The 25,522-nt window shown below is 57.8% G+C and carries 23 protein-coding genes; 13 read left to right on the top strand and 10 right to left on the bottom strand.

What is annotated here, in order from left to right; genetic code table 11:
* Positions 1 to 64 precede the first annotated feature (64 nt).
* From djlA to HNR64_RS01935, 3 genes are read left to right on the top strand one after another with little or no spacing between them, the layout of a single operon-like run.
* Positions 65 to 865, top strand: coding sequence for a co-chaperone DjlA (gene djlA, locus HNR64_RS01945; protein WP_204994915.1), 801 nt, complete (start codon positions 65 to 67; stop codon positions 863 to 865).
* Between the two features lie 33 nt (positions 866 to 898).
* On the top strand, positions 899 to 1,480 hold the full coding sequence (locus HNR64_RS01940; protein ID WP_204994914.1) for a hypothetical protein: 582 nt from the start codon (positions 899 to 901) through the stop codon (positions 1,478 to 1,480).
* A 10-nt stretch (positions 1,481 to 1,490) separates the two neighbouring features.
* On the top strand, positions 1,491 to 3,701 hold the full coding sequence (locus HNR64_RS01935; RefSeq protein ID WP_204994913.1) for a PKD domain-containing protein: 2,211 nt from the start codon (positions 1,491 to 1,493) through the stop codon (positions 3,699 to 3,701).
* 58 nt (positions 3,702 to 3,759) lie between these two features.
* Here HNR64_RS01935 and HNR64_RS01930 read toward each other — a convergent pair whose 3' ends face one another.
* A complete protein-coding gene (locus tag HNR64_RS01930) occupies positions 3,760 to 5,640 on the bottom strand; it encodes a putative bifunctional diguanylate cyclase/phosphodiesterase (RefSeq protein WP_204994912.1) in 1,881 nt (626 codons plus the stop codon).
* Positions 5,641 to 5,799: 159 nt separating this feature from the next.
* On the opposite strand from HNR64_RS01930, the gene HNR64_RS01925 reads away from it, so the two are divergent.
* The gene (locus tag HNR64_RS01925) at positions 5,800 to 8,232 is read left to right on the top strand and encodes a penicillin acylase family protein (protein ID WP_204994911.1); all 2,433 of its coding nucleotides are present in this window, start codon (positions 5,800 to 5,802) and stop codon (positions 8,230 to 8,232) included.
* Here HNR64_RS01925 and HNR64_RS01920 read toward each other — a convergent pair.
* The 6 genes from HNR64_RS01920 to def all read right to left on the bottom strand — a co-directional run bounded on the left by HNR64_RS01920 (position 8,222) and on the right by def (position 14,468).
* Positions 8,222 to 8,797: a class I SAM-dependent methyltransferase gene (locus HNR64_RS01920; RefSeq protein ID WP_204994910.1), complete on the bottom strand. Its 576-nt coding sequence runs from the start codon at positions 8,795 to 8,797 to the stop codon at positions 8,222 to 8,224. The genes HNR64_RS01925 and HNR64_RS01920 overlap by 11 nt on opposite strands.
* Positions 8,797 to 10,245, bottom strand: a complete 1,449-nt coding sequence (locus tag HNR64_RS01915) for a TrkH family potassium uptake protein (protein WP_204994909.1) — start codon at positions 10,243 to 10,245, stop codon at positions 8,797 to 8,799. The genes HNR64_RS01920 and HNR64_RS01915 overlap by 1 nt, the downstream gene beginning before the upstream one ends.
* Positions 10,246 to 10,257: 12 nt before the next feature.
* On the bottom strand, positions 10,258 to 11,631 hold the full coding sequence (trkA, locus tag HNR64_RS01910; RefSeq protein ID WP_204994908.1) for a Trk system potassium transporter TrkA: 1,374 nt from the start codon (positions 11,629 to 11,631) through the stop codon (positions 10,258 to 10,260).
* A gap of 66 nt (positions 11,632 to 11,697) precedes the next feature.
* Entirely contained in the window at positions 11,698 to 13,002 is a 1,305-nt protein-coding gene (gene rsmB / locus HNR64_RS01905; protein WP_204994907.1) for a 16S rRNA (cytosine(967)-C(5))-methyltransferase RsmB, read from the bottom strand.
* Entirely contained in the window at positions 12,999 to 13,952 is a 954-nt protein-coding gene (fmt, locus tag HNR64_RS01900; RefSeq protein WP_204994906.1) for a methionyl-tRNA formyltransferase, read from the bottom strand. The genes rsmB and fmt overlap by 4 nt, the downstream gene beginning before the upstream one ends.
* Before the next feature lie 9 nt (positions 13,953 to 13,961).
* Complete coding sequence (gene def, locus HNR64_RS01895) at positions 13,962 to 14,468, bottom strand: peptide deformylase (protein WP_204994905.1); 507 nt, start codon at positions 14,466 to 14,468, stop codon at positions 13,962 to 13,964.
* Positions 14,469 to 14,705: 237 nt separating this feature from the next.
* Between def and HNR64_RS01890 the strand changes: the two genes are divergently transcribed.
* The 6 genes from HNR64_RS01890 to HNR64_RS01865 all read left to right on the top strand — a co-directional run bounded on the left by HNR64_RS01890 (position 14,706) and on the right by HNR64_RS01865 (position 20,305).
* The gene (locus HNR64_RS01890; RefSeq protein ID WP_204994904.1) at positions 14,706 to 15,731 is read left to right on the top strand and encodes a LysM peptidoglycan-binding domain-containing protein; all 1,026 of its coding nucleotides are present in this window, start codon (positions 14,706 to 14,708) and stop codon (positions 15,729 to 15,731) included.
* A 56-nt stretch (positions 15,732 to 15,787) separates the two neighbouring features.
* Positions 15,788 to 16,900: a DNA-processing protein DprA gene (gene dprA, locus HNR64_RS01885; protein WP_204994903.1), complete on the top strand. Its 1,113-nt coding sequence runs from the start codon at positions 15,788 to 15,790 to the stop codon at positions 16,898 to 16,900.
* 93 nt (positions 16,901 to 16,993) lie between these two features.
* Positions 16,994 to 17,560: an L-threonylcarbamoyladenylate synthase gene (locus HNR64_RS01880; RefSeq protein WP_204994902.1), complete on the top strand. Its 567-nt coding sequence runs from the start codon at positions 16,994 to 16,996 to the stop codon at positions 17,558 to 17,560.
* Between the two features lie 9 nt (positions 17,561 to 17,569).
* Positions 17,570 to 18,469, top strand: a complete 900-nt coding sequence (hemF, locus tag HNR64_RS01875) for an oxygen-dependent coproporphyrinogen oxidase (RefSeq protein ID WP_204994901.1) — start codon at positions 17,570 to 17,572, stop codon at positions 18,467 to 18,469.
* Between the two features lie 2 nt (positions 18,470 to 18,471).
* Positions 18,472 to 19,305 carry a shikimate dehydrogenase gene (aroE, locus tag HNR64_RS01870; RefSeq protein WP_204995031.1) on the top strand — a complete coding sequence of 278 codons (834 nt, stop codon included), beginning with the start codon at positions 18,472 to 18,474 and terminating at the stop codon, positions 19,303 to 19,305.
* A gap of 25 nt (positions 19,306 to 19,330) precedes the next feature.
* Positions 19,331 to 20,305 (top strand): calcium/sodium antiporter, encoded by a 975-nt coding sequence (locus HNR64_RS01865; protein ID WP_204994900.1) that lies wholly within the window; start codon positions 19,331 to 19,333, stop codon positions 20,303 to 20,305.
* Here the strand turns inward: HNR64_RS01865 and HNR64_RS01860 are convergent.
* On the bottom strand, positions 20,273 to 20,851 hold the full coding sequence (locus tag HNR64_RS01860; protein WP_204994899.1) for a gamma carbonic anhydrase family protein: 579 nt from the start codon (positions 20,849 to 20,851) through the stop codon (positions 20,273 to 20,275). The genes HNR64_RS01865 and HNR64_RS01860 overlap by 33 nt on opposite strands.
* A 141-nt stretch (positions 20,852 to 20,992) precedes the next feature.
* On the opposite strand from HNR64_RS01860, the gene HNR64_RS01855 reads away from it, so the two are divergent.
* The 3 genes from HNR64_RS01855 (at position 20,993) to HNR64_RS01845 (ending at position 23,805) form a co-directional block, all read left to right on the top strand.
* Positions 20,993 to 23,047, top strand: a complete 2,055-nt coding sequence (locus tag HNR64_RS01855) for a M3 family metallopeptidase (RefSeq protein WP_204994898.1) — start codon at positions 20,993 to 20,995, stop codon at positions 23,045 to 23,047.
* Complete coding sequence (locus tag HNR64_RS01850; protein ID WP_027873422.1) at positions 23,031 to 23,318, top strand: YheV family putative zinc ribbon protein; 288 nt, start codon at positions 23,031 to 23,033, stop codon at positions 23,316 to 23,318. The genes HNR64_RS01855 and HNR64_RS01850 overlap by 17 nt, the downstream gene beginning before the upstream one ends.
* 100 nt (positions 23,319 to 23,418) lie before the next feature.
* The gene (locus tag HNR64_RS01845) at positions 23,419 to 23,805 is read left to right on the top strand and encodes a SpoIIAA family protein (protein WP_161624243.1); all 387 of its coding nucleotides are present in this window, start codon (positions 23,419 to 23,421) and stop codon (positions 23,803 to 23,805) included.
* 12 nt (positions 23,806 to 23,817) lie between these two features.
* Here HNR64_RS01845 and HNR64_RS01840 read toward each other — a convergent pair whose 3' ends face one another.
* Positions 23,818 to 24,237, bottom strand: a complete 420-nt coding sequence (locus HNR64_RS01840) for a CBS domain-containing protein (protein WP_204994897.1) — start codon at positions 24,235 to 24,237, stop codon at positions 23,818 to 23,820.
* A 26-nt stretch (positions 24,238 to 24,263) separates the two neighbouring features.
* A complete protein-coding gene (locus HNR64_RS01835) occupies positions 24,264 to 25,487 on the bottom strand; it encodes a saccharopine dehydrogenase NADP-binding domain-containing protein (protein WP_204994896.1) in 1,224 nt (407 codons plus the stop codon).
* Positions 25,488 to 25,522: the final 35 nt, after the last annotated feature.

Genomic DNA, 25,522 nt, shown 5'->3' with positions numbered 1-25,522 from the left:
TGTGGCCGAGGAATAGACTTGTTATGATCTAGGACCTGTTCACAGTGGTGTGGAGCAACACAGCATGGGAAAACTCATCGGCGCAGTACTCGGCTATTTTACCGGCGGAGTGCTATTGGCAGTGGTCGGATTGGCCATTGGGCATTTTTTCGACCGAGGCCTGAAGCAGGCGATGGGCTTCAACTACGCCGCGCGCCGGGAGCAGCTTCAGCAGGCGTTTTTTGACAGCACCTTTCGCATTATGGGGCATCTCGCTAAAGCCGATGGCCGCGTGTGCGAGCGAGAAATTCATCAGGCAGAAGCCATTTTTACTCAGCTGGGCTTGAGCAGCGAGCGGCGGCGCAGCGCTATTGAGCGGTTTAAGGAAGGTAGCGGCGACGCCTTTGTGCTCGAGGACGAGGTGTCCCGCTTTTTGGAACACTGCGCGGCTCAGCCGCTGTTAAAGCAAATGCTGATAGAGGCGTTGCTGGCAATGGCGATCGCCGACGGCGAAATAGATGCCGCCGAAGAGGCTGTTTTATCCCGCGTGGCGCAGTTCCTCGGTTTTGCCACGCGAGACTTTGAGCAGCTGCTAAAAATGAGTCGCGCTCAGCAGCACTTTAATTACCATCAACATTCATCCCGAGAACAGGCCCACCGCCAGCAACACAGTGACCTCGAGGATGCCTACACTGCCCTTGGAGTTAGCGCTGATGTCAGCAATGCTGAATTGAAGAAGGCTTATCGCCGGCTGATGAGTGAGCACCACCCAGACAAGCTCATTGCGCGCGGTGTACCTGAGGATATGCTGAAGATAGCGACCGAAAAGTCTCAGGAAATCAGGGCGGCTTACGATCTGATTCGCCGCCATCGAGGCGTGAAGTAACCCTCCTGTCACATTTAACGTCGATGTCACATAGTGGCGCTACACTCCCCGTTTTCACTGATTGGTCTTGTCGACGTGTTTGCCATTCGAAGCGGTTTTATCGCCTGTTGTATCATTCTCAGCGCCTGTGGTGGCGGGAGTTCATCGGACAGTGACAACAGTAGTGCGCCCGCTGATAACAGCGAGCTGACGATTATTGGCGAAACGGAAGTCGCCGCGCAAAGTACGCAAATTCTGTTAGCGCAGGATAACAGCGATAGCGCGACGACTGCGCCGTGGCAGTGGACGGTCGTCTCCGGCCAGTCCCTGCTGGAAACCGCCGAGGTTGATGAAGAGCGTTTTCAATATCGCAGCGTGGCGCTAAACGGCCCTGCCAGTATTCGTGTGCGTGTGCAGCGCCAGGCTGCCGACGGGGAGCCGCGATCTGCCGAAACCTCGATTCAGTTGAGGCCGGCTAACGATACAGCAATGGCGCCGGGGGTGGATGCCGGTTCAGATAAAGTGGCTGATGAAGGGGAAGAAATTACGCTCTATTCCTCGGTAACGGCGCAGTATCAGGGCCCTTTCCTGGCAGCAAACGGCGGGGCCGAGTGCCACGATTATTGGCGCCAGTGACCAAGACAGCTTGCACCTCCGCCTGCCCCAGGTTGAGCACGATGACACCCTGCGCTTTCGTCTGAGTGCCCGGGACAGCGGCGGCTTTATCGGTAGTGACAACACCTCGGTGCAGTTGCGCAATGTGTTTCAAAACCGTCTACCCATTATCGATGTAGGCGATAGTTTCGACGCGCGTGGCCGTGAGCGGGTGAGCCTTAGTGCATCGGCGATTGATCCCGATGGCGACATTGTCAGTGTGCGTTGGCAGGGCTTGGGTGAAGATAACGACCTTGTAATAGATGGAGCCGACACCCTGCAGGCAAGTTTTGTCGCACCCAATCCCAGTGAGGCACGAGACCTGGTACTGAGGTTGACGGCAACCGACAACAGCGGCGGTAGTGCCAGCGCCGACCTGCGTATCCATCTGTTGCCGGTCGCAAATCGGGCGCCACAAATCGAGCGTGTTGAGGTCGATCCCGGGGTTGCCTACAGCGGCGAAACCGTTTTCTTGCGCGGCATCGCCAGCGACGCTGACGGTGATGCTTTGCAAACAACTTGGCAGCAGGGCGAAACGAGCGGCGATGTGCGTTTGGGCCTGCGCGATGCCGACAAGCCCAATGCCAGCTTTATTGTTCCAGCGCTCAGTGAGCCCGTGCTTGTTGAAATAGCGTGGCAGGTGAGCGATGGTCGCGCGCGCACCGAGGAGCGTCGCAGCTTGCAGTTGGTGCCGCGGGAAGCGCAAAGCCCTGATCCTCTGTCGTGCTTAATGGACCCACTGCAACCCGGTTGTCCCCTCTACCCGCTTTCTTCGATACTTGATCCGCAAGCTTTTCTGGCTTGTTCAGACCCGTTAAGCAGCGACTGCATACTTGGCGACCTCATCGGCCCGTCGCTGCGCCAATGCTTGCGCCAACCTTCTGCCGAGGGCTGCGCGGAGGCCCTGCTGGATGTTACCGAGCCAAGCTATGTGCTTGAGCAAATTGGCCCGGAGGCACCCGCCGATGCCTGCACCCCCGCGTATGATCCCGATAGCTTCGAGGATTACATCGGTGCGATGCACGAGCACACCGCCTACTCTGACGGCACGCCGCTAACCAAGCCTGCGGATGTGTATCGTCGGGTGAAGGAACTTGGCTACGACTTCGTTGCCTCCTCTGACCATTCCGATAACCTGGGCATCCCCCTCTCCACGGGCATAGGCCGGGCAGAATGCCCACCTGAAAACTTCCTCTACTGCCTGTTTTTGGTTGACGAGCAACGCCCGCAGGATGCACTGGCCAAGTGGGCGGCGACGCTAAGTCAAAGCAATGCCGCCACTACCGATAATTTCACGGCTATACGCGGCTTTGAATGGACCTCGGACCGATTCGGCCATGCGAATGTCTACTTCTCGCGCAATATCATCAATGCCAAAACCGGCCCCGGATACGCGGTGAGTATGGCCTTGTTTTGGCAGTGGTTTACCTATCCTGCGCAGTTTGGCGGCGGCAGTGATGGACTACTTAGCTTTAATCACCCCGGCCGTGAAGATGCCTTGGAATCCGCCTTTGAGTTTGCCGGCGGTGACCCGGCTTTTACATTCAATGATTTTCGCTATGTCGATACCGCTGACTACCGCGTTGTCGGTATTGAGGTCTTTGGCAAGGGCAGTGAATACGATAGCGATGGGCCTGGCGGGAGCTGGTTGAGTTATGCCCTGGATAAGGGCTGGCACCTCGCGCCGATCAGTTCAGAAGACCATCACGGCATTCACTGGGGTGACCCCGACTTGCCTAAAACCGTGATCCGGGCGCGCTCTCGCAGCCTTGATGATTTGCGAGAGGCGCTGTTGGCAAGGCGGATATATGCCGTGGCGCAACACTACAGTGAATTGCGTTTGGACTACCGCGTGGCTGATGCCACCCTGGGGGCGAGAATTCGTCAACCGGCGGGCAGCGTGTTGCCTTATCGAGTATCGGTGAGCCTGCATGGCCAAGTTATGTCGAGCGCGGTGGTGCAGTTGGTTGGGCCGGGGAACACCGTGTTAGCACAGGCGACAGGCGGCGAGCTACAGGGTGAGCTTTCCGTAGGCAGCAACAAAAAATACGCCTTTGTTAGGGTGTTAGATTCGGCGAATAATAACCGTCCGGTGGCGTTTTCAGCGCCGATTTGGCTGCTGCCAGGCGACACACCGCTGCCATTGTGCCGCCCGCCTTCGGTCTGGGAAGGGGATAGTTTGCTCTATCCCGAGCTGCCTTAGCCTCGCCAGTGCACGCGAGAGGCTCCGCTGAGCCATTACCGAATTAATCAGAGCTGCCTTAAATATGCTGAGCTTCGTGGACGTCGGCGTAGCGTTTAGCCCAGTCTGAGAAGGCTTCGGCATTTAGCGCGGGGGTGTAGAGGAAGCCCTGTACCATGTCGCAGTGATGATCTTTTAGCAGGCGTCGCTGTTGCAGGTTTTCGACACCTTCGGCAATAACCGACATGCCGAAGCTGTGCGCCATCGCAATAATGGCGTTTACCAGCGTGACGCTATCTTGGCTTTGGTCGATATCGTGAACAAAGCTGCGATCGATTTTTAGAATATCGAAGGGGTAGCGCTTCAAGTAGCTGAGCGAAGCATAGCCGGTGCCGAAATCATCCAGTGACAGGCGAACGCCGAGCGCCTTCAATTCCTGAAAGCACTGGCGAAGATTGGGTGTATCGTTGATCAACAGGCCTTCGGTGATCTCGAGTTCCAATTGCCGTGCCGGCAGACCCGATTGCTGCAGGGCGCGCCGCACCGTATCGACAATCTCGGACTCTTCAAACTGCCGCGCAGAGATATTCACAGCAATGTTAATTTCGGGCAGCCCCGCGCGCCGCCACCGCATTGCCTGTTGGCAGGCGTTGATCATCACCCACTCGCCGATCATGCCAATCATGCCGCACTCTTCTGCAACAGAGATAAACTGATCCGGGCCGGGGTTGCGCAGTTCGTTATTGTGCCAGCGCAGCAGCACCTCCGCGGCAACCAGGCGGTTGCTGCCAAGCTCGATAACAGGTTGAAAGTGCAGCTTAAATTCATCGCGCTCTATCGCGCGGCGCAGTTGCGACTCTGTTTCCAGCCGGTATTCGGCCTGGCTGCTCATACCCGCTTGATAGAAAGAGAATTGGTTGCCGCCTTTGCCCTTCGCCGCGAACATTGCCGCCTCGGCTCTGCGTAACAGGGTTTCGGCGTCGCGGCCGTGGTCGGGATACTGGCTGATACCAATACTGGCTGAGACGTTAATCTCATTAGTGTCTATCAGGTAGCGCTCACTCACTTTGCTCAGCACAGTTTCGGCGAAAATACTGGCTTCATCGCTGCAGCTGCCCTCGCCGAGAATGATCAAGAATTCGTCGGCGCCCAAGTGAGCGAGTAGCTGTTCGTCGTTGATACAGCGTCGCAGGCGCTCGGCTGTCTCGCGAAATAAGCGATCCACCACGTGGTGGCCCAGCGAGTCGTTTATAAAGCGGATGCGGTCGAGGTCGAGGTGCAAAATGGCAAATCCGCTGGCGTCCTCGCCCTGCTGTTCAATAGTGCGCTGCAGATTTTTTAATGCCAGCTGGCGATTGGGCAAGCCGGTTAACACGCTGTAGTGTTCGCGAACAAAAAGCCGGTTGGCGATCGCCTTGTTCTCAGAAATATCCTCACAGCTGAATATATAGTGTTCTATATTGCCCTGTTCGTCTTTGGTTGCCGAGGCCACCGCGGCAACATATTCCTCGCGGTCGGCGAGCTGAATATGTAGCTCGCCCTCCCAGCTTCGGCCTTGCTCAATTGTGCTGCGAATGCGTTGGCGCGTTTCCTCGGAAATCAGCGATAGCAGTCGCTCTATGTCGGCGGTGTCCGGAACGCTGTCATCACTGATGCCGCTGAGGCTGTGAAACTTCTGGTTGGTGTAGATGGGCCGAAAGTGCTTGTTAAGCAAAATCAATGCGGCGGGGCTGTGATCCAACAGGGCCTGCAATTGCTGCTCTTTCGCCTGGCTGCGGCCGAGTCGTGCGCGCAGTGCGTCCAGCTTGCCGCTAAAGGCGATCAGGAAGCACAGCATACTCATCGTGAAGATGGCCAGGGCTAATACCGCCGAATCGTAGCGGTTTTCAGGCAGTAACAGGCTTGCGGCTGCTAAGGAGGCCGAGCTGGCGAGTGCTAGGGCGAGTTGCGCGTAAGCCATAGTCCATCTTTTATGTCAGATTACGGCGCTATGATGGCAGGCAAGGGCCATTTTCGCCAGCATTGTTGCTGACTGTCCTTCCTTGCAATGGCGCATTTATTGATAATAGGGTATTAGTGTCGCCCAATAACGATAAATCTGCTGTAAACGAGGCTAAGGATGATTCACTCCCATCAAATTATGAAAGGCGCTGTACTGAGCGCCGTGGTTCTGCTCACTGCCTGCGGCGGCGGAAGTAGCGGCAGTAGCTCCGGGGGTGGCCAGGGCGAGGCGAAGCAGTACGATGTTGAAGTGAGGCGCAGCGAGCACGGCATTCCCCACATTAAGGCCGACAATTACGCCAGCATGGGTTATGGCTACGGCTATGTGCATGCGCAGGACAATATTTGCGTGCTGGCCGAGGACTTGATGACCATTCGCGGTGAGCGCGCCCAATACCTCGGTCGCGACGGCAGCTATACCATTATTCCTAACGGTTCGACGGCGTCGAATGTCGACTCGGACTTCTTTTGGCGGGCGGTGGCGACTGATGACGCGATTGCGCCGATCAAAGCAAACAGCGATCCAGAGGTCGTCGAGGCAACCCGCGGCTTTGTTGCCGGTTACAATCGCTACTTGCGGGAGCTGAAGTCGGGCGAACACAGTGGCCGCCACCTCGCCTGTCGCGATGCCGCGTGGCTGACGGAAATCACCGTTGATGACCTCTACCGCCGCTATTTCCGCTTGTCTATTTTGGCGTCGTCGTCGGTATTTGTGAGCGAGGTGGCCAATGCCGCGCCACCCTCCCCGGATAACCTGCCACTACCGGTCAGCATTCCTGCAATCTCTGCACTGGACCCCTCTGAGATGCCGCTGGCAGGTGAGCAGCCTTTTGCCAGCAATATGTATGCCTTGGGCGCTGAGGCCAGCACCGATGAATCCATGCTGTTAGTGAATCCTCACTTTCCCTGGGAGGGCACTGAGCGCTTGTATCTGGCGCATATGCAACTGCCCGATGCCGAGATTATGGGGGCGTCGCTGTACGGTGTTCCGGCAGCGTTAATTGGCTTCAACCAACATGTTGCCTGGAGCCACACGGTGTCTACCGCATACCGCTTTACTTTTTACGAGCTTACCCTGAATCCCGCTGATCCCACTCAGTACTTCTATGAGGGGGAGCTTCGCGATATGGAAGCCAGCGAAATAACCGTCCCTATTCTCGAGGGTGACGGTACCTTGGGAAGTGAAACGCGAACCTTGTACCGCTCGCACTTCGGTCCCATGCTTGAGCTGGCCGTTTCCGGCGTGCCGGTGTTGGAATGGTCACCTGCTAAGGCTTATACCCTGCGCGATGCCAATGCTGAGAACAACCGCCTAATCAACCAGTTCTTCCGCTGGAATCGCGCGCAAAGTTACGAGGAATTTGTCGATTTACACGGCAGTGTGCTGGGTGTGCCATGGGTGAATACAACGGCGACGGGGCCGGGCAAGCCCGCCTACTATGGCGATATTACGGTGGTGCCCAATGTGCCCGACAGCAAGGTGCAGAGCTGTGGTGCCCAGCCGCTGCAAACGGCGCTGGGGGCACTGCTGCCGGGTTTGCCCATACTCGATGGGTCGCGGGCAGCCTGTGAATGGGATACTGACCCGGATGCGCCCGCGCCGGGTATTTTCGGGCCCGCTAATCTGCCGTCGCTGGAGCGCAATGACTGGGTTCACAATTGCAACGACAGTTACTGGCTGAGCAACCCGGCGCAGCCACTGACCGGCTTTGCTGCCATCATTGGCGATGAGGGTGCCGAGCGAACGCTGCGCACGCGACTGTGCATGCTGCAGGTTCAGCGTCGTTTAGATGGCAGTGACGCGCTGCCGGGCAACCGCTTTACACCAGACTTGCTGCAAACCGTGGCGCTCGATAGTGCTGTGTATTCGGCGGAGCTGGGTCGGCAGGCGGTGTTGGATAGCTACTGCCAGTTGCCGACCTTGCTCGGCAGCAGCGGACCCGTTGATATCAGCCAGGCCTGTTCGGTGCTGTCGGCCTGGGATGGTAAAAATAATCTCGATTCGGTCGGCGGTCATATTTGGCGAGAGTTCTGGCGCGGTGTTAACGCCAGTTCGATTCCCGCTGCGCTGCGCTGGACCACGCCCTTCTCGGCCGACGATCCGGTGAATACCCCTCGGGGCCTCAATGTGCTCAACCCGGATATTGCCCGGGCCTTTGCCGATGCTGTGCAGGCGCTGCAAAGTGCGGGGGTGAGCGAGACTGCCGCCATTCGGGATATACAGCGATCAGGCGTTCACGAGCAGGAAATTCCCATCTTTGGCGGTGAGAGCTTTGCCGGTTCATTTACCATTGCCGGCAGTGAAGGGGACTTGCAAGATGGTGCGTATGACGTCACCTATGGCAACAGCTATGTGCAGACCGTGACCTGGGACGCCGAGGGCACCCCCAGGGCCGAAGGCTTTATCACCTATTCGCAATCCACTGATCCGGCGTCGCCTTACTACCAAAATATGACGGAAGCTTACTCGGCCAAAAACTGGATTAAATTCCCGTGGACGGAGGCCGAGATCGCCGAAAAGACCGTTGAGGTATTGCGCCTTAGCGAATAGTGGCGGGTTTGCGGCCGATATAGCCGGTCTGCAGCGCGTGGTCGGGGCCTCGCAAGTCGAGGTCTTCGCGGTGAAGCAGTGTTTCGAGGCTGGCGTAGGCGCGGCTCAGTTCGCCCTCGCCGAGCAAAAAATCCGGGTTGCTTGGGCCGCGGAGCGCCGGGCGGCGCGAATTAAAGGTTTGGTAGAACAATAGTCCGCCGGGAGCGAGAGCGTCAGCCAATTGAGCCAATAGCGGCCGGTGCAAATAGTAACTCACCACAATAACATCGTAGCGCCGCTCAGCGTTGAGGCCCTGCGATTCCAGGTCTCCCCATTTGGCGCTAATCGACAGCTGCTCACGGCGTGCATAGTCGTTGAGCTTGTCTACGGCGTTGTCTGCGTAGTCGAGGGCGTCGACCGTCAGCCCAGCCCTGGCGAGTGCCATCGCATTGCCACCCAGGCCGCAGGCGACATCCAGGCCGTAGCCTCTGTCGGGCAGCCAGTGGCTGTAGGTATTGAGCAGCCAACACGGCGGTTGAGGCAGCCTGGCGTCAGCATAGCGTTGTTGCCATTTTTGCCGGGACATTAGCGGCGCCAAAAAGCCGGTAACAACAATACCAGCAACGTGAATATTTCCAGCCGCCCCAGCAACATGGCATAGCAGAGAATCCATTTGCCGGTGTTGCTAACAGTGCTGTAATTCGCGGCCACTTCGCCGAGGCCAGGGCCCATATTATTGATCGACGCGGCCGTTGCCGAGAACGCCGATAAGAAGTCGAGGCCGCAGGCCATCATTGCCAGCGTGATGCCCATAAAAGAGATCAAATACACGCCGACAAAACTCCACACGGCGCTGACGACCTTGGCCTCTACGCGCTGTGAACCGATCTTCAATGGAATCACGGCGCTGGGGTGAATCAGTTGCTTGAGCTCTCGAATCCCTTGTTTGGCGACCAGCATGATTCTGACCGCCTTCATACCACCGCCAGTTGAACCGGCGCAGCCGCCAATAAACGACAGCATCAACAGGCCGATTGGCAAGAAGCTGGGCCACACCGAGAAGTCGTCGGCGCCAAACCCTGTCGTCGTCGCAATAGACACGGTGTGGAAAATGCCGTTCACCACACTATCGGGCAAGTCCTGGGTGCCGCTCAGTAATAGGTAGCCGCACACAGAAACCGTGGCGGTCGCCATTACGCCAAGGTAGAACTTGGTTTCGGAGTCCATTAAATAGGTGCGGGGGCTGCGCGCGCGCCAGGCGTGGAAGTGGATGGCAAAGCTCATGCCGGACAACAGCATGAACACGCTGCAAATCATCAAAATTAACGGGCTGTCGAAAAAGCCCATGCTGGCATCGTGGGTTGAAAAGCCGCCGATGGCCACCGTGGAGAAAGCGTGGCAGATCGCATCAAAGGGTGTCATCCCCGCGAGCCAGTAGGCCAGCCCGCAGCTTGCCGTTAGCGCCACATACATCAGGAACAGCACTTTCGCGGTGCCGGTAATACGTGGCGTCAGCTTGTTATCCTTCACCGGCCCGGGTGTTTCTGCGCGGTAGAGCTGCATGCCCCCGATGCCGAGTATCGGCAGGATCGCCACGGCGATAACGATAATACCGATGCCCCCCAGCCACTGGAGAAATTGTCGATAAAACAATACCGACACCGGCAGTTCATCGATCCCAACGATTACCGTTGCCCCGGTGGTGGTTAACCCGGAGATCGACTCAAATACCGCCGCGCTAAAGGACAGGCCCGGATTGTCGGCAAGGAAGAACGGCAGCGAACCGAAAACGCCCAGTACCGTCCAGAATAGCGACACCACCAAAAAACCATCGCGAATACCGAGGTCGGGCTGCTTGCCCTGGCTGATCAGCCACAGCACCAGCCCGACACTAAAGGTCAGTGCAAAGGCGTAGCCGAAGGCGTGCAGTGCACCGTCTTGATAGATCGCCGCCAGCGCTGCGGGCAACGCCATGGTCAGGCTAAATACCATGAGCAACATGCCGATAATGCGACTTATCGTGATCAGGTGCATGCGCGGTCTCGTTTAGAAGAAGGTGAAGCCGACGGAGAATAGCTTTTCCACCGCCTTAATTTTGCTTTTATCCACCAGGAACAGGATCAGGTGGTCTTCACTGGCTACCGTCAGGTGGCTGTGGGCAATAAGCACCTCGTCGCCGCGAACGATGGCGCCAATCGTTACGCCTTCGGGCAGGTCTATTTCGTCTAGCCGACGGCCCACTACTTTGGAGGAGCGGCTGTCACCGTGGGCAATAATTTCCAACGCCTCCGCCGCGCCGCGCCGCAGTGAGTGAACGTTGTAAATATCCCCGCGACGAACGTGGGTAAGCAGGCTGCCGATGGTGATTTGCTGCGGGGAAATCGCAATATCGATCTCGCCGCCCTGCACCAGCTCCACATAGGCCGGGTTGGTGATCAGTGTGACGACTTTTTTCGCGCCCATGCGCTTGGCCAGCAGCGACGACATAATGTTGGCCTCGTCGTCATTGGTCAGCGCGAGAAAAACATCGGTTTCTTCGATATTTTCCTGGGCCAGTAATTCATGGTCCGAGGCGCTGCCATGCAGCACAATGGCCTTGCGCAACTGCTCTGACAGGGTGCGACAGCGATCGTAGCTGCGCTCGATAATTTTAACGTTGTAGCGACTCTCTACGGCGCTGGCCAGCCGCTCACCAATATTGCCGCCGCCGGCAATAATTAGGCGCTTGTAGCGTGTATCTACCCGCCGCAGCTCGCTCATTACCGGCATAACGTTCTTCTTGGCGGCGATAAAAAATACTTCATCGCCGGCTTCAACAACGGTTGTACCGCTGGGGACGATGGCATTCCCGCGGCGGAAGATTGCCGCCACACGCGTGTCGATCTGTGGCATGTGCTCGCGGATTGTCGCCAACTCGTTGCCAACCAGCGGGCCGCCGTAATAGGCCTTAACGGCGACCAATTGCACCTTGCCGTCGGCGAAGTCCAGCACCTGCAGGGCACCGGGGTACTGCAGCAGACGTTTTATATAGCGGCAAACCAGCTCTTCCGGGCTGATAAAAACATCGATGGGAATGGCGTCGCTGCCGAACAATTTCGACTGGCTGGTATAGGAGCTAGAGCGTATGCGCGAGATCTTCGTCGGTGTGCGGTAAAGCGTTGCGGCAACTTGGCAGGCGACCATATTGATTTCGTCGCTGCTGGTCACGGCGATCAGCAGATCCGCGTCTTCGGCCCCGGCGCGGTCGAGTATGTCCGGGTGGGAGGCTGAGCCACACACCGTGCCGATATCCAGCCGGTCTTGCAGCTCTCGCAAACGATCCTGATCTTGGTCGACAACGGTAATATCGTTGTGCTCACTGGCCAGGTTGGCAGCCAGTGTGCCGCCGACTTGGCCGGCACCGAGAATAATGATTTTCATGTCTGTTTTGTCGCCGCCGCAGAATATGCGCCAATTGTGCGTTGTTTAGCCGCTCGGGCTCAAGGGTTAATGCCCTGTTGCCGCTGCTTTTACTAGCTTAGCGTAGAAGAAGCCATCGGCACCCTCATTTGAAGGGAGTAGCTGGCGACCGACTTTTCTATCTATGCCCCACGCCACATCCAATGCTGCACTGTGGGCGTCGTCGTGGCGCTGCAAAAAGTCCGCGATCTGTTGCTCGTTTTCTTCTGGCAGTACCGAGCAGGTGGCGTAAACCAATATGCCACCCGGTGCCAGGCACTGCCACATGGCATCCAGAATGCGGCGCTGCAAGCTAACCAACTCGGGAATATCACTGGCGCGACGGTGCAAGCGAATATCGGGGTTGCGGCGCAACACACCGGTGGCGCTGCAGGGGGCATCAAGCAAAATGCGATCGAAGGCTTGGCCATCCCACCAGGCTTGGGGGTCTGCGGCATCCGCCACGTGGTAGTGGGCGCGAAGGCCCAGGCGCTGCAGATTGTCGGCCACGCGCTCTAAGCGCCCCTCATCAATATCCAGGGCTACCAGTTCCTGTAGCGCCGGTTCCGCTTCCAAAATGGCGCCGCTTTTACCGCCGGGGGCGGCGCAGGCATCGAGTACCCGTTGGCCCGGTTGCAGCTCTAGTAAGCGGGTACACAGCTGGGCGGCCTCATCTTGTACCGACACCGCGCCTGCAAAAAATTCGGGTAGGGCTTCCACACCACAGGGGCTGCTGAGGCGCAGGCCCATAGGCGCGTATTGGCAGGTGGTGGCGTCAATATCAGCGGCGCTTAGTTTCGCCAAATAGGCGTCACGGCTATGTTGCTGTTGGTTGACGCGCAGGCACATTGGCGGGTGGGTGTTATTAGCCTCGAACACGGCGTTGGCCTGCTCGGGCCAGGCGCGCGTTATCGCGTTATACAACCAGGTGGGGTGAGCGCTCGCCGCGTCGGCGGGGAGGTCTTTAAACAGTGCTTCGCCGTCGCGTTGGCAGCGGCGCAAAATGGCATTACACAGCCCGGCCGCCCATTTCTTTTTCAGTGCTTTACAGGCTTCCACGGCGCTGCTGATGGCGGCGTGTGGGGGAATGCGAGTAAAAAATAACTGATAGGCGCCGATGTAAATCAGCATTCGTATATCGCTGTCTTTGCGCTTTAAGCCCTTGCTAAAGCAGGGCTTCAGAGCGGCATCGAGCTGCCAGTAGCGCCGCAGCGTGCCGTAGCAAAGCTCGCGATAAAGTGGTCGCTGTTTTTCCGGCAGCGACTTTTCCTGCAGGGGAATTTGGCGGCTCAGTGACTGGCCATCGACGACGGCGACGAGGCAGCGCGCCGCGGCAACGCGAGGGCAGCTCATGCCGCACCCAAGACGGTGCCTACCGAGAAGCGTGCCGCGTGACCATTGAGCACATCGGCGACAGCCATTTGGCGCGCATTGGGCAGTTGCAGTGAGAGAAGTCGCAGGGCGCCCTCGCCACAGGCGACGACGATGCCATGCTTGTCACAGCTGAGTATTTCCCCCGGCGAACCCTCGCCACGGGTAGGCTCCGCCTGCCATACACGCAAACGGTCTTCACCGACGCTGGTGTAGCAAACGGGAAAGGGAATAAATGCGCGAATCTGACGATCTATATCAGCGGCACTGCACTGCCAGTTGATCTCGCCCTCTTGCTTGTCGATCTTGGCGGCGTAATTACTCAGTGCGTCATCCTGCACTTCAGGCTGAGCGGTGCCGCTGGCCAGCTGGTTAATGGCGTCTATCAGGGCCGGACCACCCATCTCAGCCAAGCGGTTGTGGAGGCTGGCGCTGGTGTCGTGGGGGCCAATCTCGCAGTGCACTTTGCGCAGCATGTCGCCGGTATCCAAGCCAGCTGCCATTTGCATAATGGTAACGCCGGTCTCGCTGTCGCCAGCTTCAATGGCCCGCTGGATGGGGGCGGCACCGCGCCAGCGTGGCAGCAGGGAGGCGTGAACATTTACGCAGCCCAGTCGCGGTATATCCAATACCGCTTGCGGTAGGATCAGGCCATAGGCGACCACTATCATTAGGTCGGCGCCGAGGGCGGCCAGTGCGTCGCGGTCGGCCTGGTCTTTAAAGTTGAGCGGCTGGTAAACGCTGATTCCGGCTTGCTCGGCAAGTTGTTTAACGGGGCTGGGGCGGGGCTTTTTACCGCGGCCCGCTGGGCGGTCAGGTTGGGTGTATACCGCAACGATGTCGTGGTGGCCGTCGTCCAGCAGTGCCTTCAAATGTTGCGCTGCAAATTCCGGGGTGCCGGCAAATACCAGCTTTTGTGAAGTGGCGGCCACTGCCGTCTCCTATGCCTTGCGTTTGTGTTGTTTTTCCAGTTTTCCGCGAATGCGGTTGCGCTTAAGCGGCGACAGGTAGTCGACAAATAACTTGCCCAACAGGTGGTCGTTCTCATGCTGAATACATACCGCCAGCAGTCCCTCGGGCTCAATTTCGAAAACGTCGCCGTTGCGATCCAGGGCCTTCACGCGAACGTGGCGGGGGCGCTCGACGGTCTCATAGAAGCCGGGTACAGACAGGCAGCCCTCGTCGTACTGGAAGATTTCTTCATCGAGAACGGTAATTTCGGGGTTGATGAACACCAGCGGTTCGCTGCGGTCTTCGCTCACGTCAATGACGACGATCTGCTCGTGTATGTCCACCTGGCTGGCAGCCAGACCGATGCCCGGCGCCTCGTACATGGTGTCGAACATATCGTCGATAATCTTGCGAATGCGGTCGTCGACGTTTTCCACGGGTTTGGCGACGGTGCGCAGGCGCGGATCGGGAAATTCGAGAATCTCTAGTACAGCCATAAATGATTGTGACCAAGTTGTCGTGTATGTTGCCCAACTATTGCTACTATAAAGAGTATTCGCAATTGCAGAGCCGTGTATCGGATAGGGTGGCAACGCCTTCTGCTTTTTACAACGATAACAATATGCAGTCGCCGCGACGGCCGACTATTATACCGTGAGAACGGCGGAAATGCCTGATTGTCGCGAACGACCGGGGTGCTACCCCCTTGCTGAGGTCGCTTGAAGGAAAGTGTTATGAGAAAAACTGTGCTGGGCTTGCTGTTTTGTGCGCTACTGAGCGCTGCCCATGCGGGTGATGTTTTGTCACTGAAAGCCGGTCACCCTCAAACCTACGTGGTAAAACGAGGGGATACCCTGTGGGATATCTCGGCGATGTTCCTCGATGACCCCTGGTTGTGGCCCGAGCTTTGGTACTACAACCCCCAGGTTGAAAACCCTCATCTTATTTACCCCGGCGACCTGCTTAAGTTGATGTGGGTGGACGGCAAGCCGGTACTGGTTCGCAACCCCGAGCCGCGCGACGCGGTGGTGAAATTGACGCCGCAGATGCGGATTTCCGATGTCAGCGATGCGATTCCCGCGATCCCCCTGGACGTGATTGCCCCCTTCTTAACGCGCAGCCGCGTTGTCGACGAGGGTGAGCTTGAGTCAGCGCCCTATGTGCTGGCGGGCAAGCGCGGCAATATCGTCGCGGGTGCAGGCGATGAAATTTTGGGTCGCGGCGATTTTGAGGATGCCAAAAATTTCGGTATTTACCGTCGGGGTAAAGTGTATGTGGATCCGCGCAGCCGCGAGCTGTTGGGGGTTGAGGCGATCGACATCGGCACCGCCCACCTACTGCATACCGAGGGAGATATCTCCACCCTGGCACTGAATCGCAGCACGCAAGAAATTCGCCGAGCCGACCGCTTTTTACCGCTGGAGTCGCGCCAGCTCACCGCGCGCTTTGAACCCCAGGCCCCAGACCAAGACACCCGCGGGTCAATCATTGCTGTCGAGGGTGGTTTAACTCAAATTGGCAGTATGGATGTCGTGACCTTGAACCTCGGTGAGCGAAATGCGATCGAGGCCGGCGATGTTATGGCGATTTACACCACGGGTGTGATGGTTCGCGATCCCCTGACGGGCGAGCGCCTGCAGGCACCAGGCGTGCGCGCAGGAATCCTAATGGTGTTCCGCGTGTTCGATAAAGTTAGCTATGCGCTGGTCCTGAAAGCCGAGCAAACCTTAAAGGTTGGCGACAAAGTTCGTAACCCCTAACTACTCCCCCGCGTAGCCTTGCGCTGCGCGGGCCATTGTCGGCAAGGATGCAGACCATGGACGCAGATGCCCTTCTTTGGCTGCTGATTCAGCAGCAGTTGACTATCCCCCCTGCGCAACTGCGCGCCTTAATGAGCCTGGCAGGACAACCTCGTCGCTTGGCGGAAATTTCTGCCGATGAGGTTCAGCAGTTTGTCGTGCAGCGCTACGGCGAAGAGGCCCGCAGTGAACAGCTGCTGAGCGCGCCGATGGGTGACCGTATCGCCGGGGTACTAAGCGATAGCAACGCCCTCGCCGCACTGGCGGAGCAGCACGCTCATTGCGAGTTGGTTTGCCTGACCGATGAAGACTACCCCTTGCTTCTAAGCGAGATTGTCGACCCACCACCAATCGTATTTATGAGGGGGCGGCGAGAGTTGCTGCAGAGCATTATGATTGCGGTGGTGGGGAGTCGTCGCCCCAGTCGCCGTGGCGAGCAAGATGCGCATGCCTTTGCCCAGGCCTTGTCTGCGCACGGCATTACGGTGGTTAGCGGTATGGCAATGGGGGTCGATGGCGCGGCCCACGCCGGCGCCATGCAGGAAGCCGCGGCGTCTGTAGCGGTGTTGGGTTGCGGAGTGGACATCTGCTATCCGCGACGCAACAAGGCGCTCTATGACGCGATGGTTGAGGGCGGGCTTGTGCTTTCCGAGTACCCTCTGGGCAGCCCGCCCCTGCCCCATCAATTCCCCCGTCGAAATCGCATTATCAGTGGGATGAGCCTCGGGGTTTTGGTCATTGAAGCGGCAATCAAAAGCGGTTCGCTAATCACTGCGCGCCAGGCCTTAGAGCAGAACCGCGAGGTATTTGCCCTGCCTGGCTCGATACATAGTCCGGCCAGTCGCGGCTGCAATGCCTTGATTCGCCAAGGGGCGAAGTTGGTCGAGACCTTAGAGGACATTGTCGAAGAACTCCCCTGCTTACCGCCGGGGCTCGCGGGTGCCGTACTGGAGAGCCCTGAGGCTGAGCCGCCTGCGTTGCTGGCGCTGTTGGAATTTGCGCCGCTTACACTCGATCAGCTGGCCGCGCGCAGTACCCTGCCGGTAACGGAGTTGCTCAGCGCGCTGGGCGAATTAGAGCTGGCGGGTTGGGTTGAGCAGTGTAGTGGTGGTTGGCAACGCTGCCGCTAAGTTGCAAAGCCGTTCGCCTTTGGGTACTTTTGCCGCGTCTTCCGCTGCCGGCGCCCCACTGCTGGCCTTTGCCTGTGCAGGGTCTTGCTTATCATGACAGAACTATCCCGTTATCGATTGCGCTATGCTGCCGACCTACTGCGTGCTGGTGGTATCGTTTGTCACCCCACCGAAGCTGTCTGGGGGCTGGCGTGTGTGCCAGAGGATGCCGCCGCGGTGGCGCGGATTTGCACCTTAAAGCGGCGCGACCCCGAAAAAGGTCTATTGCTGGTTACCGATAGCGTCGATCGCCTTCAGACATTGTTGGCGCCGCTGCCTGACTCGCGGCGCGAAGCCGTATTAGAGAGCTGGCCCGGCCCCTATACTTGGGTGATTCCCGATGAAGGCTTTGCTCCCAGTTGGGTGAGGGGGCGCTATAGCAGCGTCGCGGTAAGAGTGACTGACCACCCCCTCACCGCTGCCCTATGCAAGGCCGTGGGTGGATGTTTGGTGTCTACCTCTGCTAACCCGGCATCACTGGAGCCCGCGCGTAGCCAACAACAGGCCGAGCGGTATTTTGTCGGCGCCGTAAACTACTATTTGCCCGGTCGCCTCGGTGGCCGCCGTCAACCCAGCTGTATTCGCGATGCGCTTAGCGGCGACACGCTGCGTTCAGCCTAGGAGCATCATATGAGCACTATCGATATCGCCGCCGTTAAGCAGTATCTCCTGGACCTGCAAGACCAAATTTGCACCGCCATTGAGCAATGCGATGGCGGTGCCCGCTTTGTCGAAGACAAGTGGGAACGGGGTCGCAGCCGAGTAATGACCGACGGCGCCCTGATCGAAAAAGGCGGGGTAAACTTCTCGCACGTGCAAGGCGACTCAATGCCCGCCAGTGCAACGGCGCACCGGCCTGAACTGGCCGGCCGCAGCTACCAGGCGATGGGGGTGTCGCTGGTTATTCACCCCCTCAATCCCTATTTGCCTACCAGCCATGCCAATGTGCGATTTTTTGTGGCAGAAAAAGCCGGAGAAGAGCCGGTTTGGTGGTTTGGTGGCGGCTATGACTTAACGCCCTACTACGGTTTTGAAGAGGACTGCGTACATTGGCACCAAGTGGCCTTTGACGCTTGCAAGCCGTTTGGCGACGACGTTTATCCCCGCTATAAACAGTGGTGTGATGACTATTTTTACCTGAAGCACCGCGACGAGGCGCGCGGCGTCGGTGGCTTATTTTTCGACGACCTTAACGAGGGCGGCTTCGATCGCTGCTTCGCTTTTATGCAGGCCGTGGGGAATTCGTACACGGATGCCTATCTGCCCATTCTGGAGCGCCGCCGTGACACGCCCTGGGGCGAGCGCGAACGAGCGTTCCAGCTCTATCGTCGAGGCCGCTATGTAGAGTTCAATCTGGTTTTTGATCGCGGCACCTTATTTGGTTTGCAAAGTGGCGGCCGCACCGAGTCCATTCTGATGTCACTGCCACCGCTGGTGCGATGGGAGTACAATTGGCAGCCAGACGAAGGCAGCGCAGAGCAAGCGCTGTACACGCAGTTTTTGCCCCCTCGGGATTGGTTGGCCCAGTAATGATGGATGCAGTGGATCAATACGCCGTATTTGGTAACCCCATAAAACACAGTCGCTCCCCGCAAATTCACGCGGCGTTTGCCGAGCAAACCGGGCAGGCACTGCATTATCGGGCGCATAAGGTTGAGCTGGGGCGTTTCGCTGAAGTGGCGTCGGAGTTCTTTCGCAATGGTGGCCGCGGGCTAAATATCACCGTGCCCTTCAAGCTGGATGCCTTCGAATTTGCCGACGAACTCAGTGGTCGTGCGCGCCGCGCAGGGGCAGTGAATACGCTGGCGCGTGGCGAGGACGGCCGTATCTATGGCGACAATACCGACGGCGTGGGTATGGTGCGGGATATCAACGACAACCTCGGCTGGCCAGTGGCAGGTAAGCGAATTTTGGTGCTCGGCGCCGGCGGTGCTGTGCGGGGAATACTCGGCCCGCTGTTAAAACAGCGTCCCGAGGAATTGGTGGTTGCGAACCGCACCCTGGAAAAAGCCGAGGCCCTGGCCGAGTTGTTTGCTGAACTGGGGCCTGTGAGTGGGCAACCTTTCGAGGCCTTGCCGGGCCGCCAGTTCGATTTAATTATCAATGGTACCAGCGCCAGTTTGAGTGGCGATTTGCCGCCGCTGCCCTCCCACATACTCAGCAATGAAGGCAGTGCCTACGATATGATGTACGGCGCTGAGCCCACCCCGTTTATGCGCTGGGCGGCGGCTGAAGCTGCCTGGGCAGTATCAGACGGGCTGGGCATGTTGGTTGAGCAGGCCGCGGAGTCGTTCTGCATTTGGCGAGGCGTTCGCCCTGATACACGGCCAGTCATTGAGTTGATTCGCCAATCCCTTTCTCACTGAAAATCGCTTTGCGGGCCCTTGTTGTATGCTGTTGATCCTGACAACCCTCATTCTTGGTTTGGTTATTCTGGTGTGGAGTGCCGACAGGTTTGTTATCGGCGCGTCGGCGACGGCGTCGATTTTGGGTGTGTCGACCCTGGTGGTAGGTATTTTGGTGGTGGGGATTGGTACCTCTGCACCGGAAATGCTGGTCTCGGCAATGGCCGCCGCCGACGGTCAGTCGGGGCTGTCGGTAGGGAACGCGCTGGGATCGAATATCACAAATATTGCGCTGATTCTCGGCCTGACGGCGCTGTACATCCCGCTGCGCGTGCAAAGCAAGTTGATAACCCGAGAAATTCCCCTGCTGCTGCTGGTGATGCTGGGCGGCTATTTTTTGCTGCGCGATGGCGAGCTTGGTTTTACTGATGGCTGCATACTACTGGGCGGGTTTTTAGCGGTAGTGTTGCGGCAACTGTGGGAAGCCAAGCACAGCCGCGGCGATGCCTTGGAGGCCGAGTACGCCGAAGAAATTCCCAAGGATATGTCGCTGCCCGTTGCCCTGGGCTGGCTGTTAGTCGGCCTGATTTTACTGATGGCATCGGCGCGCATGCTGGTGTGGTCAGCGGTGGAGTTGGCGCAGATATTCGGTGTTAGCGATTTGGTGATCGGCCTAACGGTGGTGGCCATTGGTACCAGTTTGCCCGAGTTGGCGGCGTCGGTCGCCGCGGCGCGCAAGGGCGAGCACGACATTGCCATTGGCAATGTGATCGGCTCAAACCTATTTAACTTGCTGGGGGTGATGGCGCTGCCCGGCGTGATCGCGCCTGGCGCTATTGATATGGCGATCGTCGACCGCGATTACCCGCTGATGTTGATGCTAACAGCGGGCTTCTACCTCGTTGCCTTCGGTCCGCGTCGGGCCCCGGAAATCCGCCGCTATGAGGGCGGATTGCTGTTGACGGTATACCTTGGCTATCTGACTTATCTACTCGTCGACACCGGCGCTATCAGTTTCTAATTCAGCGATGTGGCGATCTTTTAGCTTGCTGTAGTTCGCCGAGCTGTAGCAGAAATAGCGCATTTCCTTTTCGCTCAGCGGCCGGGCAGCTTTAGCGGGGCTGCCGACATAGAGGTGACCACTGGCAAGCCGCTTACCAGGTGGTACCAGGCTGTTGGCCGCTACCACGACATCGTCTTCGATAATTGCGCCGTCCATGACGATGCTTCCCATACCGATCAATACTCGACTGCCAATTTCGCACCCGTGCAGCGTCACGCTGTGGGCAACGGTCACGTCGTCGCCAATGCGCAGAGGATATCCGTCGGGGTTGTAGGGGCCAGCATGGGTGATGTGTAACACGCTGTTGTCCTGAATGCTGCAGCGCTCACCGATATGAATGCTGTGCATATCGCCGCGAACGGTGCTTTGCGGCCAAATGGAACTGTCGCGACCAATGTGGACATCGCCGATGACAACGGCACTGGGGTCGATAAATACCCCCTCTTCCAACTGAGGTTGATGACCCTCAAAGCGGCGGGTGTAGTTCTCGGCGCGATAGCCCATTGCAATGATCCTCAAAGCACTGACGAAAGATCTATTGTAGCGAGACAGGTGGTCGGCGAACATGCTTTCCGGCCCAGCCTGGGCCTGCGATCTGTTAAGCTAGGGCCTGTTCATTTTTTTTGATCATGTGAGTGCTTATTCATGTATGCAGAGCAATCTCTTCCAGAATTTTCTCAATTGCGGCCGGCCGATTATCCCGCCCAGTGCGAGGAACTGCTTAATCGCAGCCGCGCCGATGTTGCAGGCCTGTTAGCCAGCGATACGCCGCCCAGCTGGCAATCGCTAATGCAGCCGCTGGAAGAGATCAACGATCGCATTGAGCAATTCTGGGCACCCTTGAGCCACCTTCATGCGGTGATCAGCGGTGATGCCTGGCGCGATGCCTACAATAAGTGCTTGCCGCTGTTGACGGCTTACAGCAGTGAGATGGGTCAGAATCGCCCCCTTTATGAGCGCGTGAAAGCGCTGTCTGAGAGTGACGAGTTTCAGCAGCTACCATTTGCTCGCCAGAAGGCGGTGGAAAATATGCTGCGCGACTTCACCCTGTCCGGGGTTGCTCTGGATGGTGACGACGCCACTCGCTTTAGTGAAATACAGCAGCGACTCAGTGAGCTGTCGACCGCCTACTCCAACCATGTACTGGATGCCACAGACGGTTGGGAAAAGTTTGTCGCTGATGCGGAGTCGCTCGCCGGTGTGCCGGAGTCGGTGCTGGATAACCTCGCCGCTGCCGCAACGGCGGCGGGCCAAAAAGGTTATCGCTTGAGTTTGGACATACCGAGTTATTTGCCGGTAATGCAGTACTGCGATAATCGGGAGATCCGCCGTGAGCTCTACGAGGCCTACGTGACCCGCGCTTCTGCGCAGTCACCCAGCGGCGCCCAGTGGGACAACGGCCCGCTGATGGTGGAGATATTGCAATTGCGTGCCGAGCAAGCGCGCCTGTTGGGTTTTGGTAGTTACGCTGAAAAGTCATTGGCGAGCAAAATGGCGCCGTCTTGTGATGCGGTGCTGGATTTTCTGTCTGAGTTGGCGGCTGCCAGTAAACCCGTGGCCGAGCAGGAGCTGAAAGCATTGCAGGCCTTTGCCGCCGAACAGGGTCAGCACGAGCTCGAGGCGTGGGATGTACCCTACTTTAGCGAAAAGCTGCGGGAGGCCCGCTATGCCGTGTCTCAGGAAGAGCTGCGTCCCTATTTCCCGGTGGAGCGTGTGCTCGAAGGCTTATTCAAGGTAACGGGCGAGTTGTTCGATCTGGATATTGTCGAGCAAGAGGCACCACTCTGGCACGACGATGCGCAGTGTTTCGCGCTGCGTCGCGGCGGCGATACCATTGCGGAGTTCTATCTCGACCTATACGCCCGCGCCAATAAGCGTGGCGGTGCGTGGATGGCAGACTGCCGGGGGCGGCGGATGCTTGGCGATGGCAACGTGCAGCGCCCCGTTGCCTTTTTGGTGTGCAACTTTACGCCGCCGAGTGCCGACCGCCCTTCGTTATTGACCCACAATGAGGTGACGACGCTTTTCCACGAGTTTGGTCACGGTCTTCACCACATGTTAAGCCAGATAGACTGTCTCGCCGTATCCGGAATAAACGGAGTGGCTTGGGATGCCGTAGAACTACCCAGTCAGTTCTTGGAAAACTGGTGCTGGGAAAAATCCGTGATTCCCGATATCTCCGGTCACTACCAAACCGGTGAGCCGCTGCCCGAGGCCTTGCTGCAAAAGCTGCTGGCGGCAAAAAACTTTCAGTCGGGTATGCAGATGCTGCGACAGATAGAGTTTGCACTGTTTGATTTCTGTCTGCATATGCAGGCGGATATTGCCAGTGAGTCGCAAATCGATGCCCTGATGGCTGAGGTGCGCGACCAGGTTGCCGTGTTGCGGCCACCGGCGTTTAACCGTTTTCAAAACAGTTTTTCGCATATCTTTGCCGGTGGATACGCCGCGGGTTATTACAGCTACAAGTGGGCCGAGGTGTTGTCTGCGGACGCCTTTTCGCTGTTTGAAGAGCGCGGCGTGATGGACAGAGATACCGGTTTGCGGTTCCGCAAGGTGATATTGGAACAAGGCGGTGCGCGTGATGCGGCGCTGCTATTTACTGAGTTTCGTGGGCGAGAGCCTGCCAATGACGCGCTACTGCGGCACAGCGGCATCGCGGTAAATACAGGAGGGGCCACGCATGGCAACGGAGTTTAAACCCAGGCGTTTTATTGCGGGGGCGGTGTGCCCCAAGTGCGCTGAGATGGATAAAACCGTGATGTACCGCGTCTCAGAGGTTGAGCAAGTGCGCGAGTGTATTCGCTGTGGTTTTAAAGAGTCGATCCGCGACGATGATGTTGCGGTCAACGAGCCGCCGACCCGTGTTAATCAACCCCGGGCTGGCGAAGCACCGCTCGCTCATGAAGATGAAGTAAGAGTCGTTTCTATCCTCGACCCCAAGGCCAAGCCTGAGCGCCGCGATCACTGAGACTGGTAATATCCACGCTTCGCGGAACGCATTTCAGTAATGCTTATCTATACTGTTATGTAAGCGGTCTAGGCCGCCTGAAATGGTTCGCGGAGGTAACATGATGTTGGAGCTGCTGCCAATACCTTCTTCCCATGTAATTGGGGTAAAGGTGTCTGGCAAGGTAAATCACGACGACATGGCGGAAATCTATGACGCCGTTGAACACAAGCTGGAAAACGAGGAATACCTCGGCATTTATATCGAGTTAGAGCATTTCAAAGGCTTCACCTTGCGTGGCCTGCTAAAAGAAATGCGATTGCTCGCGCGCTTTTTCAAACATATTACCCGCACAGCATTGGTCGGTGAGCCGCGCTGGTACAGCCGTGGCGCGCAGCTGATTACCCACTGGATGCCCAATGCAGAGATTGAACACTTCACGGAAATTCAGCGTGATGAAGCGTTGATCTGGGTAAGTGAGCGCGATGCCGGTGCGTTCTCTGGCTGATGCGGCGACGCATTAGTCGCCGTTAAAGCCGCATTCCTCAGCGCGACGTAATATGTCTCTCCAGCTGACAATGCCGACGGTTAGCTGCGCGCTATCCACAATGGGGATGCAGGCAATATCGTTGCGGTTAAAGGCGGCAATGGCGGCGTGAACATCGTCGTCAGGTGCCAGGCATAGCAGCTGCCTGCGCATGATCTGGTGGGCGTGCTTATTGAGGGTTGCCTGGTCTTTAGGCAGTTCCGCCATGGTGCCGATGTTTGGACTGATGGCGGCGGCAAGATCCCGTTGAGAAATACTCCCCCTAAGCTTTCCGCCCTCCACCACCAGCAGGTGGTGGAACCGGGTCTTCATAAACAACTCTCGCACGGTGCTCAAACGGTCGTCACTTTCAACGGTAACGACCGGTGAGGCCATAATATCGCGCAGTTTCATATTCGCCCTCCCTGTATGGAATGGCGTTAGCCATCCACAACATCAAAGCGTAATCCAGCGTAGCTTTCTAAGCGACCCTGCAGTGTGGTGCCCATGCTGCTCGCCGGTGTCCAGATGCCGCCATCGCATTGCTTGGCATCGATGTCGCGCGCCAAACACAGTGCAGCTTGAGAGATCATTTTGGCGGTTGAGCCATAGCCGGGGTCGCGGTCACCGGTCACCTTGCACTGCAGTTTGCTGCTGCCGTCTTCAAGGGCGTAGAAGCGCATATCAAAGAAGCCATTCAGTTGGTCTTCAGGGCTGGGGCCTTCGCCCGGCGCGGGAAGAAGCTTTTCCAGCAGCCAGCGGCTGGGTTTTATCGCTGCGCCAACCATGAATGCGGCCAGGCCGCTACCAATACCGTAGGCGCTGAGGCGGCCGGACAGCCCCTTGCCCGTGAGCATGGTTTCTTCATAGCGAAAATTTTCGCCATATTTGGAGGCCAGTAAGGCATTGCTGCGGTGAACCACGCGGGTGTTGATTGCCGCCATGATGAAGGGTGACATCCATCGCCCGGTAACGGGGTCGTGTTCGGCCAGGCCTGGGTTGCGTTGACGAGCGCTGTAGGACGCGTCGGTAGCAATTAGATAGGGGTCGGCCATTTGCTTGCGCAGCGCTGGGTCCTTGGAGGCTTCTTTCATTACGTTGAGTAAGCTGGCGAAGGTGCCGCCAGACAAGCCACCCTTGGCAGCTTTCACGCGCATACGAATGTCGCTGCTCGGTTTGCCGTGGCGTTGCTCGAATTGCTGCTGCGTGAAGAGGACGCCGAGGTCGGAGGGGATGGAGTCAAAGCCGCAGCAATGTACGATGCGCGCGCCGGATTGTTGGGCGGTGGTTTGGTAGCGATCCACCATTTGACGAATCCAGTGCACCTCGCCGGTCAGGTCGCAGTAGTCGGTGCCAGTCTCGGCGCAGACCTTTACCAGAGGCTCGCCGTAAAGCGCGTAGGGGCCAACGGTGCTGAGAACAACACGGGTTTTTTCAACGAGCTGGCGCAGTGATGCCTCGTCGTTTGAGTCTGCCAATATAATGTCCGGCTTCTCGCCGCTCAGCGCATCGCGGGTTGCCTGCAGTTTACTCTCGCTCCGCCCCGCCATTGCCCAGCGTAAGGGCGTGTCTTCGCTTTGGTAGGTGCTCAAGTATTCGCAGATAATCTGACCAACGAAACTGCTGGCGCCAAAGACGATGATTTCATATTGGGTTTCGCTCACGTAGCACTCCTTATCAAGATGCATGTGTCCACCGC

The organism is Spongiibacter marinus (assembly GCF_016906995.1).
Lineage (GTDB): Bacteria > Pseudomonadota > Gammaproteobacteria > Pseudomonadales > Spongiibacteraceae > Spongiibacter > Spongiibacter marinus.
The sequence above is the reverse complement of the archived record's forward strand: the minus strand, read 5'-3'. Positions and strand labels throughout refer to the sequence as shown.